This window comes from uncultured Selenomonas sp., from assembly GCA_905372355.1.
GTDB lineage: Bacteria > Bacillota > Negativicutes > Selenomonadales > Selenomonadaceae > Selenomonas.
Map to the genome: position 1 here is coordinate 20,362 of CAJPOT010000019.1, position 11,354 is coordinate 31,715.

The following is an 11,354-nucleotide window of genomic DNA, read 5'->3' on the forward strand; positions in this document are numbered from 1 at the left end:
CGAATATCGTGCGAAAGGGTTTGTATAACACCTGTTTTAATGCTATAATGAAATGCTGTAGAGGTTTTTTGTTGTGTGAGTCAAAAGGCGCTTTCGTCGCCTTTTGCTGAAACATGATATGGGGATTTTGGTGAAATGCCGTGACTTTCCGGCTTTTTCTTAAAGCATTGTTTTGGAACAGGAGGATGACCGATTGAATAAACTTTTTCGCAGTGTGGTGTTCTATCTGCTGATCATCTTGATCGCCATCTCCGCGATTGACTATTTTCAGACGCGCGAGGTGGTGACGAACGAGGTCAACTATTCGGATTTTCTGCAGCAGGTGCAAAATGGCGAGGTCGCGAAGGTCACGCTTGAGCACAACGTCGTCAAGGGCACGCTCGCCGATGGCACGGAGTTTTTGACGATCACGCCCGATGCGCCGAATCAGGATACGAACTTCCTCAAGACCCTGCAGGAGAAGAACGTCGAGATCAAGGCGGAGCGCCCGGCGGAAACGCCGTGGTGGTCGACGATGTTCTCTTCGATCCTGCCGATTCTTCTCTTGATCGGCGTCTGGTTCTTCATCATGCAGCAGACGCAGGGCGGCGGCGGCCGCGTGATGTCTTTTGGCAAGAGCCGTGCGCGCATGACGGCGAGTGACAAGATGAAGGTCACGTTCGAGGATGTGGCGGGCGCAGACGAGGCGAAGCAGGAGCTTGAGGAGGTCGTTGAATTCCTCAAGCATCCGAAGAAGTTCAACGACCTCGGTGCACGCATCCCGAAGGGCGTGCTGCTCTATGGCCCCCCGGGCACGGGCAAGACGCTGCTCGCACGCGCCGTCGCAGGCGAGGCAGGCGTGCCGTTCTTCACGATCAGCGGCTCGGACTTCGTCGAGATGTTCGTCGGCGTCGGCGCCTCGCGCGTGCGCGACCTCTTCGATCAGGCGAAGAAGAACGCGCCGTGCATCGTCTTCATCGACGAGATCGACGCCGTCGGCCGCCAGCGCGGCGCGGGCGTCGGCGGCGGTCACGACGAGCGCGAGCAGACGCTCAACCAGCTGCTCGTCGAGATGGATGGCTTCGCGGCCAATGAAGGCATCATCATCATGGCGGCGACGAACCGTCCCGACATCCTTGATCCCGCGCTTCTGCGCCCCGGCCGCTTCGACCGCCAGATCGTCGTCGACAAGCCCGATGTGCGCGGCAGGCTCGCGATCCTGAAGGTTCACTCGAAGGGCAAGCCTCTGACGGGCGATGTCGATCTCGACATCCTCGCGCGGCGCACGCCGGGCTTCACGGGCGCGGATCTGTCGAACCTCGTGAACGAGGCGGCTCTTCTGACAGCGCGGCGCGACAAGAAGCGCATCGGCATGAACGAGCTGGAAGAGTCCATCGAGCGCGTCATGGCGGGGCCTGAGCGCCGCTCTAAGGTCATGACGGACAAGGAGAAGGAACTGACGGCGTATCACGAAGGCGGTCATACGCTCGTCGGCATGCTCCTGCCGAACGCTGATCCCGTACACAAGGTCACGATCATTCCGCGCGGCAGGGCGGGCGGCTACACGCTGATGCTGCCCAAGGAAGATCGCTCCTACGCGACGCGTTCGGAACTCATGGACAAGCTCAAGGTCGCGATGGGCGGACGCGTTGCCGAAGAGGTCGTCTTGAAGGAGATCTCGACGGGCGCTTCGCAGGACATCCAACACGCATCGCGCATCGTGCGCAGCATGATCACGCAATACGGCATGAGTGATGTCCTGGGGCCGATTTCCTACGGTGAGAGCGCCGAGCATCAGGTGTTCTTGGGACGCGATCTCAATCATCAGAGGAACTACTCGGAAGAGGTCGCGAGCGAGATCGACAAGGAGGTGCGCCGCTACATTGACGAGGCATACGAGGCATGCCGCAAGATCATCATCGACAACCGCGACAAGCTCGACCTCATCGCACAGGCTCTGATCGAGCGTGAAACGCTCGAAGCTTCAGAGTTGGAGGAACTCGTCGAGACGGGCAAAATTACGGAAAAGGACAAGAAGCCTGACGCGGATGCGGACGAACCCGACGATCACGACGGCGTGATCCTCGAGCCGCTGCATCGTCCTGCGGATGCCGAGCTTAGAAAGCCGGTGGAAGAGGCGGCGGAGGAAGAAGTGGAAGTGAAGGAAGTTGCGCCCAAACTCAATGTGACGCGGCATGACGGATAGGAGAAGTCGGGAAGATTCCCGCGCTTCAAAGACAGAGGGCTGTTTCCAGGAAACAGCCCTTTTCGTCAGGAGGGATGAATTTGCGCTCCAGGATTTTAGAGCTTTTGCGCAAGGCGGGCGAAGAGTACATGTCAGGCGAGGAGATCGCCAAGAGGCTCGGCGTTTCGCGCACCGCCGTCTGGAAGCACATCAAGGAGCTTCGTGAGGCAGGCTATGGGATCAAGAGTCGGTCGAGAAGCGGCTACGCCTTGGAGGAGACGCCCGACTGCCTGCTGCCTGGGGAAATCAAGAACGGCCTTAGGACACGCTTCATCGCCAAGGACATCGTCTTTTTTGAAGAGATCGATTCGACGAATCAAGTGGCGAAGCAGCTCGCGCAAAAGGGCGCAGCGACAGGCACCGTCGTCGTGGCAGAGTCGCAGGGAAAGGGGCGCGGACGCTTGGAGCGTTCGTACTTCTCGCCTGCGGGAAAGGGGATCTGGTTTTCGGTGATCCTGCGCCCGCATATCCTGCCGCAGGAAGCGCCGAAGTGCACGCTTCTTGCCGCCGTCGCTGTGGCGATGGCGATGAAGCGTTTTGACCTCAAGGCAGAGATCAAGTGGCCGAACGACATCCTGCACGAGGGGAAGAAACTCACGGGCATCCTGACGGAGATGAGCGCCGAGATCGACCGCATCAATTACATCGTCATCGGCACGGGCATCAATGTCAATATTGAGGAGGAGGAGTTCCCCGAGGAGCTGCGCGACAAGGCGACGTCGCTTTCCATCATGAAGGGGGAGAGATTGCCGCGCGTCGCCTTCTTCCAAGCAGTTCTCGAAGCGCTCGACGAGCTTTGCATCGTGCTGGAAGAAGACGGATTCGCGCCCATTATCGCGCGCTGGCGCGAGTATGCCGTGACGCTCGGGCAGGAGGTTCATGTCATCGGCGCCATAGGCAAGGACAGCTTCGACGGCAGAGCGGTCGACATCGACGAAGAGGGCGCGCTGCTCGTTGAGACGGAGGGCGGTGTGCGCCGCGTGCTCGCGGGCGACGTGTCGATTCGCCCGAAGAAGGCGTAGATTATGGGAAATGTGCCTTTTCTAGCCTGCCTAGGGGCAGTGCAGTCTGGGAGGATGGAGAATGTTACTTGTTTTTGACATAGGAAACAGCAATATCGTGATGGGCACCTACGAGGGGAAGAAGCTCCTGCGCCATTGGCGCATCTCGACGGACAGGCAGAAGACGGGCGACGAGTATGGCATGCTCATCAACAACCTCTTCGCGTATCAGAACATCCGCATGGAGCAGGTGAGGTCGATCATCATATCGTCCGTCGTGCCGCCTCTGATGGTGCCGATGATCAAGATGTGCGAGCGCTACTTCCACATCCATCCGCTCGTCGTGGGGCCGGGCATCAAGACGGGCTTCCGCATTTCCTATGAGAATCCACGCGAGATCGGCGCCGACCGCATCGTCAACGTCGCGGGTGCTTTCGAGCAGTACGGCGGGCCCTTGATTGTCATCGACATCGGCACGGCGACAACCTTCGACGTCGTCGCGCCGAACGGCGACTTCCTCGGCGGCGTCATCGCGCCGGGGCTGTCGAGTTCTGCGGACGCGCTCTTCCAGCGCGCCGCGAGATTGCCGCGCATCGAGCTGGTGACGCCGAAGCGCATCATCAGCCGCAACACGGTCAGCGGTATGCAGGCTGGCATCATCTACGGCTACGTCGGGCAGATCGACGAGATCGTGCGCCGCATGAAGAAGGAGATGGGCTACGACGAGATCAAGGTCGTCGCGACGGGCGGCTACGCACGCATGGTTTCGCGCGAATCGAAGACGATCGACAAGATCGATCATTTCCTGACGCTCACGGGACTTCGCGTCCTCTATGAGAGGAACGCCGAATGAGGCTCGGCAGGCTCGATTTTCCCGTACCCGTCTTTCTCGCACCGATGGCGGGTGTGACGGACATGGCGTACCGCATCCTCGTTCACGAGATGGGCTGCCCGCTCGTCTACACGGAGATGGTCAGCACGAATGGCATCAACTACCGAAACGAGCGCACGCTCAAGATGCTTCAGACCGATCCGCGTGAGCGACCTCTGGCCATGCAGCTTTTCGGCAATGAGCCGGAAGCTGTGGCGCGTGCTGCCGCCTATGTCGAGAGCCTCGGCGTCGCCGACGTCATCGACTTCAACATGGGCTGTCCCGCGCCGAAGATCGTCAAGAACGGCGAGGGATCGGCGCTGCTCCTCGATCCTGTGCGTGCCGAGCGCATCTTGAAGGCATTGAAGCATGCCGTCAATCTGCCCGTGACGGTGAAGATTCGAAAGGGCTGGGACGCGGCGCACGTCAACGCGGTGGAGATTGCCGCGCGCGCCGAAGCGGCGGGCGTTGACGCCATCGCCGTGCACGGCAGGACGCGCGAGCAGTTCTACAGCGGCGAGGCGGATTGGGCAATCATCCGCGCCGTGAAGGAGCGTGTCGCCATTCCCGTCATCGCGAACGGCGATGTCCGAAGCGTCGTCGATCTCGTGCGCATCTTCGAGGCGACGGATGCCGACGGCGTGATGGTCGGCAGAGCCGCGCAGGGAAATCCGTGGCTCTTTCGTGAGATGGCGGGCTTCCTGCGTACGGGCGAGGTTGCTGCGCCGCCGACGGCCTCCGAGCGGCGTGCGCTCATCCTGCGCCACCTCGACATGCTGCTCGAAACGAAGGGCGACTACGTCGGGCCGCGCGAGATGCGAAAGCATGCGACGTGGTATACGCGCGGCATGAAGAACGGTGCGCGTCTCAGAGAGCTTTTCAATCGCGCGGAAACGAGAGCGGATTTCGCCGCGATCTTGGAAAATTTGGCATAAGGCTATAGAAAGGTGATATTATGGCAGAAACGAAGGACAAGAAGAAGGAACTGCCTTGGAGTGCGTACTCCGAAGCTGAGAAAAAGGAACTAGAGGCGCTTTCCAAAGGCTACATCGAGTTTTTGACGAAGTGCAAGACGGAGCGCGAGAGCGTGCGCGAGATCATCCGACAGGCGCAGGCGGCAGGCTACGAAGATCTTGAAGAAATCGTGCGTTCCGGAAGGAAGATCGCACCCGGCGCGAAGGTTTACTGCGCCTACATGAAGAAAGCGATCGCGCTCTTTCATGTAGGCACGGAGCCGCTGGAAAACGGCCTGGCGATTCTCGGTGCACACATCGACACGTGCCGCCTCGACGTCAAGCAGAATCCGCTCTATGAGGACGGTGGTCTCGCCTACCTTGATACGCATTATTACGGCGGCATCAAGAAGTATCAGTGGGTCACGGTTCCCCTCGCGCTGCATGGCGTCGTCGCCAAGAAGGACGGCACGGTGCAGGATATCGTCATCGGCGAAGAGGCTTCCGAGCCGACCTTCTGCGTGACCGATCTTCTCGTGCACCTGTCGCAGGAGCAGCTCAAGAAGTCGGCGGACAAGGTCGTCGAAGGCGAGAAGCTCGATGTGCTCGTCGGCACGCTGCCGCTTGCGGGCGAGGAAAAGGAGGCTGTGCAGAAGAACGTGCTTCATCTGCTGCAGGAAAAGTACGGCATCGAAGAAGAAGACTTCCTGTCAGCGGAGCTTTCCTTCGTACCCGCAGGTGCGGCTCGCGAGATGGGCTTCGACCGCAGCATGATCCTCGGCTACGGGCAGGACGACCGCGTGTGCTCCTATACATCGCTCGCTGCCATGCTTGAGACGAAGCCCTCGAAGCGCACGGCGTGCTGCCTGCTCGTCGACAAGGAGGAGATCGGCAGCGTCGGTGCGACGGGCATGCGCTCGCACTTCTTCGAGAACATGCTCGCCGAACTCATGAATGCGCTCGGCCAATATTCGGAACTTGCCGTGCGCCGTGCGCTCGCCTCGTCCAAGATGCTCTCGTCCGACGTTTCCTCGGGCTATGACGCGCTCTACGCCGAGGCCTTCGACAAGCGCAACGTCGCCTACCTCGGGCGCGGCATGGTCTTCAATAAGTTTACGGGTTCGCGCGGCAAGTCCGGCTCGAACGACGCGAATGCCGAATATCTGGGCGAACTTCGCGCCATGCTCGATGCGCGCGGCGTGCGCTACCAGTCCGCCGAACTCGGCAAGGTCGATCTCGGCGGCGGCGGCACGATCGCCTACATCATGGCGCTCTACGGCATGCAGGTCATCGACAGCGGCGTCGCGGTGCTCTCAATGCATGCGCCGTGGGAAGTCACGAGCAAGGTTGACGTCTACGAAGTGAAGAAAGGGTACGCCGCGTTTCTCGCGGAGGCATAAAGCGGCATGTACGAAGTTCTTTTCCGCCGTTTCGTCAAGAACCATGACAAGACGGCATTGCCCGAGGTGCGCTTTGCCTACGGGAATCTGAGCGGCCGCGTCGGCATAGCAGTCAATTTCCTCCTCAGTGCCATCAAACTTGCGCTCGGTCTCATGAGTGGTGCCGTCTCCGTCGTCGCCGACGCCGTGCACAACCTCGCCGATGCAGCGGCGTCCATTGCGACGCTTCTAGGATTTCGTCTCGCGGCGAAGCCGGCGGATGCCGAGCACCCCTTTGGGCACGGCAGGATCGAGTACATTACAGGCCTCTGTATCGCGGGGCTGATCCTTCTGATCGGCTTTAAGCTATTGGAAGCTTCCGTAGAGAAGATCCTCGCGCCCGAACCGCCCGAGGTGAGCGTTTCGATGCTCGTGATCCTCACGGCGTCCATCGCGCTGCAGCTCTGGCTCGGCCGCTTCAACAAGACGATCGGCGAGCGCATCGATTCAGCGGCGATCCGTGCGGCGGCGGCGGACAGTCTGAACGACTGCATCGCGACCGTCGTCGTCGTCGCCAGCCTCGCGTTCCATTATGCGACGGGAATCGACATCGACGGCTGGGCGGGCGTCCTCGTCGCGCTCTTTATTCTGCACAGTGGCTGGGAGGCAGCGCGCGACACGCTGCAGCCGCTTCTCGGACAGCCGCCCGATCCCGCGCTCGTCGAGGGAATCGAGAAGACGGTGCTCAAGCACCGCGCGATCACGGGCGTGCATGACATCATCATCCACGACTACGGCCCAGGGCGCATCTTCGCTTCGGTGCATGCCGAGGTGCCTGCTTCGATGGACTTCCTCAAAGCGCACGAGATCATCGACGGAGTCGAAGAACTTCTGCGCAGGAAGTATCACATCATCGTGACCGTCCACATGGATCCTGTCGTCACGGACGATCCTGAGGTTGAGCGTGCGCGTGCAGAGGTGGAGGCCATCATGCGCGAGAACAAGTTGGGTGAATCCATCCATGACTTTCGCATGACGACGGCAAAGGGCGGCGGCAAGAAACTCATCTTTGACGTTGAAGTTGCTCCTGCATGCAAGATGACGAACGAAGATGTGCGTTTCTTCCTTACACGGGAAATTGAGGAACGTCATCCAATCTATCATCCTGTGATTCGCGTCGACCGCTTCTTCTGTTGAACAAAGTTCCTTCCTTCAGGAACCGCTGATAAATTCAGCCGTCCATCTTCACGAATCTGGGCGGTTTCGTCTTATCATCGTTTCCTTAAAATTTGGGTAGTTTAGGCAAAGAAGCAGGAGTTTAAGCCTTGATGAAGAATAAAAATACTTGATGTAGGCAATAATTTTGAAATCAGGAGGCAGAAAACATGAAAAAATTCCTTGCTGCTGCGCTTTTCGCGTGTTCGCTCTTCTTGGCGACGCCGCAGGCGCACGCATATTCCGAGTTGGATCTCCTTGAGGGGAACTGGTACGACGACAACGGTAATCTCTTTGCCATCGTGCGCGACGGCAGGCTCAATACCTTCCGCATGGATATGATCACGATGGCGGGCAGCCCCGGCAATTTTGCTGCGGCCGTGCAGGTGCAGGAACCGAACGGCTTCCGCAACGTGCCCGTCGAATATTCCAATGCGGCGGCAAACGACAAGGAGAAGAACAACCCGTTCTTCCGCCCGACGGTACACTTGAACGGCGTCAACGTCCACAAGGAATGGTTCCAAGTGCCCGACAGCGCCTATGATTACCTTGATGGTCATTGGTACGACGCTGACAATAACCTCGTCGCCTTTTTCCGCAATGGGACGTTCAACACCTATCCGATGACGTTCCTGAGTTTCTATGGTGTAGGAAACCACTTCGACAGCATCTTCAAGATCAACGACCACGGTACGGAGAAATACTTCGCACTGTCTCTGCATCCGACGACTGCCGGCATGAGAATCTCCATCCGCAGACTCGGCGTCGATGACTGGTCGTATGCCTCTCTGCATCAGTGATCTCGTGAAACTGATAAAGATAACCGCTTGGTTGAGACCGGGCGGTTATCTTTTTGCATCTGTATGTCGTGGAAGGAACGGATGGAAGGTCTGCGCACGGTCTGTCATAAATGTCTTGCGAGAGAGGGGACAATCATGATACTATATTTAATGTATGAGTTGGAATGATTAGTTTTTCACTAAGAAGGGTGAAAGACGGGAAGCAGCATCAAGCGCGGCCAGCCCCTTCGACAAGAGGGGAGAGCGTCGGCCGATCGGGATGAGACTTGCGTCTGGAGGTGGATGGTAGATGGAGCAACATATTTCTGTGGAAAAGCACATAGCGAATCTGTGCAGAGCGCGTTTCCCGATGCTCTATATAACGACATGGGAAGAGGAGCGTGCACTGAAGACGCTGTATCGTCTGGTGAGAGATGTGGAATTCATCAAGACGGAGCGCACACTTTTTGTCTGGCGCATCACTACCGGAATCGAGAAGATAGAGAACGAAATCGATATTGCAGCAGGAGGCAAGAGCGAGGCGGATACGAGTGACCCTCTCAAGGCATTGGCGTTCATTCAGAAGTATGACAAGCCTGCTTTGCTCGTTCTGCTGGATTTCCATGTATATTTCGATCAGCGCAAGCCCGAAGCCAAGGTCATTCGCAAGACCAGGGATACGGTCAATATCCTCAAAGGAGGCATCGTGCCGAAGAACGTCATCCTGCTGGCGCCGCGTCTCATGCTGCCGAATGAACTGCAAAAAGATATTACGATCGTGGATTTCGACCTGCCGGATTACCGGGATATAGAGAAGAGCCTGCAGCGGATCATCCGGGACAACATGAGCAATACGAAGATCCGGTTCAATCTCAATGAGGGAAGCATCGAGGAATTGGCGAAAGCTGCACAGGGATTGACGCTTCAGGAAGCCGAAAATGCTTTTGCGCGTGCGATTGTGGAGCGGGGCTGCCTTGATGAAAACAGTAGGGATATCATCGTCGAGGAGAAACGGCAGATCATCAAGAAGACAGGCGTCTTGGAATTCGTCAAAAGCAGTTTGAATCTCGACGACGTGGGAGGTCTCGGAAACCTCAAGAAATGGCTGATTAAGCGCAATAAGTCATGGCAAGGGAGGGCGGCGGCATACCACCTTCCCGCTCCCAAGGGCATCCTCATCACAGGGGTTCCAGGCTGCGGCAAGAGCCTTACGGCGAAGGCGATCAGCGCTATATGGAAACTGCCGCTCCTGCGCATGGATGTCGGAAAGATCTTCAGCGGCATCGTGGGCAGCAGCGAGGAAAACATGCGCCATGCCATCAAAACGGCAGAGGCGACGGCGCCGAGCATCCTGTGGATCGACGAAATCGAGAAAGGGTTCAGCGGTGTAGGCGCTTCCAACGACAGCGGGACATCGACGCGCGTCTTCGGAACTTTCCTGACCTGGATGCAGGAAAAGAAGGAGTCCGTCTTCGTCGTCGCCACAGCCAACAATATCCATGCGCTGCCCTCGGAGATGCTGCGCAAGGGGCGTTTTGATGAGATCTTTTTTGTGGATCTGCCGACGCTGTCGGAGAGAGAAGCCATCTTCAAGGTGCATTTGAAGAACCGTTTACAGAGCGAGGAAGTCAGGGGAGACTTCGAATGGTCGGAAGAGAGCTTGCTCCATCTGGCAGCGAAGACGGAGGGTTTTGTCGGGGCGGAAATCGAGAACATCGTGATCAATGGACTTTTCGAGGCTTTTTGCGAGGATCGACCGATACGCATGGAGGATTTTGACAAGGCGATCGACAATACCGTTCCGCTGGTCGTGACGCAGGCGGAGCAGATATCTTCGATTCGCGAATGGGCGAATGTGCGCGCTGTCGCCGCCACTGCGCCGGAAGATCGTCAGGACTATGTGCGGGAGGACGATGACAGCATTGCGATCAGGAAGAAGGAAAAGGCGAAGAAGAAAGAAGTGTTCGAGCAGCGCGGCGGCAGAACGATCGATATTTGAAGGGATGAGAAGAGATGTCTATTTGTTTGCTGGCAATACCCGTGGCGTTGGCGATGCGGGTCGTCATGGGGGAGAAGAAGTTTGACGCATGGATAGAATCGAATACGGTGCGCTTTGCGACAAACTTCCAAAGTGATGCAGACTTGGTGCAGACGGTGAAGCAGGCAGGGTTTGATGCTGAGCCATGGGGGAAGCAGTACAAGACGCATATAGATGAAGATCTGTGGTTTCTTTGGGAATACCATGAAGACAAATGGCAGGCGAATTTCAGCAAGAGCGACGATACAGATAAGATACGGGAATTCTTCAAAGAGCTGCAGCGAAGAGCGAATCGGCAGATCCTTTATGTCGCTCCGCAGACACAGAAGATCGAGCCCAAGGTGGAACAGTCGCTTCCGACGATCTATGCCGATGGCGCTCTCCTCATGGGCGTGCTGCAGAAATATGGCGCCCAGCCGACGAGAGTAAATGAAAGGGAAGTTTCCTGTGCGATCGATGGCATCCGCATGAGCTTCAAGCAGGCATCGCCTGAAACACCGTATGAGATGACCTTCGACGGGAAGAAGGATGCGCGGGAAGTCTACGACACCCTGCGGAAATTGGATGAGGGCTATCAAGGCGCTGTTCAGGAGAGGACATATCTGGCTGTGAAGAAGAAACTGGAAGATCGGCGGCTGAATATCGAGGATGAAGAAATCCTTGAGGACAACTCGATCGTATTGACCATTTCCCTTTAGAAGCAATGGCGACGAAAGGTCGTCGAAAGCCTTGGAGCTATGGAACGGAGGCGATCGTCTTGGAATTAGATGTGAATCAAGCAGATCGAGATGCCTTTCTGCTTTTGCCTAGAATCAATCGGAAAGAGGCGGAAGAAATCGTTGCGGAGCGCAGCAGACGGGGAGGGTTTTCGTCGTTTGCTGAATTCATGGATCT

Annotated in this window: 9 protein-coding genes; all 9 read left to right on the forward strand. The window is 57.5% G+C overall.

Features of this window, described 5'->3' with window-relative positions:
- Positions 1 to 193: 193 nt before the first annotated feature.
- Positions 194 to 2,185: an ATP-dependent zinc metalloprotease FtsH gene (ftsH, locus tag QZ177_RS09325; RefSeq protein ID WP_294177090.1), complete on the forward strand. Its 1,992-nt coding sequence runs from the start codon at positions 194 to 196 to the stop codon at positions 2,183 to 2,185.
- A gap of 80 nt (positions 2,186 to 2,265) precedes the next feature.
- Positions 2,266 to 3,246 (forward strand): biotin--[acetyl-CoA-carboxylase] ligase, encoded by a 981-nt coding sequence (locus QZ177_RS09330; RefSeq protein ID WP_294177091.1) that lies wholly within the window; start codon positions 2,266 to 2,268, stop codon positions 3,244 to 3,246.
- Between the two features lie 61 nt (positions 3,247 to 3,307).
- Positions 3,308 to 4,078: a type III pantothenate kinase gene (locus tag QZ177_RS09335; RefSeq protein WP_009645673.1), complete on the forward strand. Its 771-nt coding sequence runs from the start codon at positions 3,308 to 3,310 to the stop codon at positions 4,076 to 4,078.
- On the forward strand, positions 4,075 to 5,031 hold the full coding sequence (gene dusB / locus QZ177_RS09340; RefSeq protein WP_294177093.1) for a tRNA dihydrouridine synthase DusB: 957 nt from the start codon (positions 4,075 to 4,077) through the stop codon (positions 5,029 to 5,031). Before QZ177_RS09335 ends, dusB begins: the two co-directional genes overlap by 4 nt.
- 20 nt (positions 5,032 to 5,051) lie before the next feature.
- A complete protein-coding gene (locus QZ177_RS09345) occupies positions 5,052 to 6,449 on the forward strand; it encodes an aminopeptidase (RefSeq protein ID WP_294177096.1) in 1,398 nt (465 codons plus the stop codon).
- A 6-nt stretch (positions 6,450 to 6,455) separates the two neighbouring features.
- Positions 6,456 to 7,625, forward strand: coding sequence for a cation diffusion facilitator family transporter (locus QZ177_RS09350; protein ID WP_294177098.1), 1,170 nt, complete (start codon positions 6,456 to 6,458; stop codon positions 7,623 to 7,625).
- 188 nt (positions 7,626 to 7,813) lie between these two features.
- Entirely contained in the window at positions 7,814 to 8,443 is a 630-nt protein-coding gene (locus tag QZ177_RS09355) for a hypothetical protein (RefSeq protein ID WP_294177101.1), read from the forward strand.
- A gap of 289 nt (positions 8,444 to 8,732) precedes the next feature.
- A complete protein-coding gene (locus tag QZ177_RS09360; RefSeq protein WP_294177104.1) occupies positions 8,733 to 10,421 on the forward strand; it encodes an AAA family ATPase in 1,689 nt (562 codons plus the stop codon).
- 26 nt (positions 10,422 to 10,447) lie between these two features.
- The gene (locus tag QZ177_RS09365) at positions 10,448 to 11,158 is read left to right on the forward strand and encodes a hypothetical protein (protein WP_294177106.1); all 711 of its coding nucleotides are present in this window, start codon (positions 10,448 to 10,450) and stop codon (positions 11,156 to 11,158) included.
- The last annotated feature ends 196 nt before the right edge of the window (positions 11,159 to 11,354 follow it).

What these genes read in the sequence shown, in the direction of transcription:
- QZ177_RS09335 (WP_009645673.1), top strand. Translation starts at nt 3,308, where the DNA reads ATGTTACTTGTTTTTGACATAGGAAACAGCAATATCGTGATGGGCACC.
- dusB (WP_294177093.1), top strand. Translation starts at nt 4,075, where the DNA reads ATGAGGCTCGGCAGGCTCGATTTTCCCGTACCCGTCTTTCTCGCACCG.
- QZ177_RS09345 (WP_294177096.1), top strand. Translation starts at nt 5,052, where the DNA reads ATGGCAGAAACGAAGGACAAGAAGAAGGAACTGCCTTGGAGTGCGTAC.
- QZ177_RS09350 (WP_294177098.1), top strand. Translation starts at nt 6,456, where the DNA reads ATGTACGAAGTTCTTTTCCGCCGTTTCGTCAAGAACCATGACAAGACG.
- QZ177_RS09355 (WP_294177101.1), top strand. Translation starts at nt 7,814, where the DNA reads ATGAAAAAATTCCTTGCTGCTGCGCTTTTCGCGTGTTCGCTCTTCTTG.
- QZ177_RS09360 (WP_294177104.1), top strand. Translation starts at nt 8,733, where the DNA reads ATGGAGCAACATATTTCTGTGGAAAAGCACATAGCGAATCTGTGCAGA.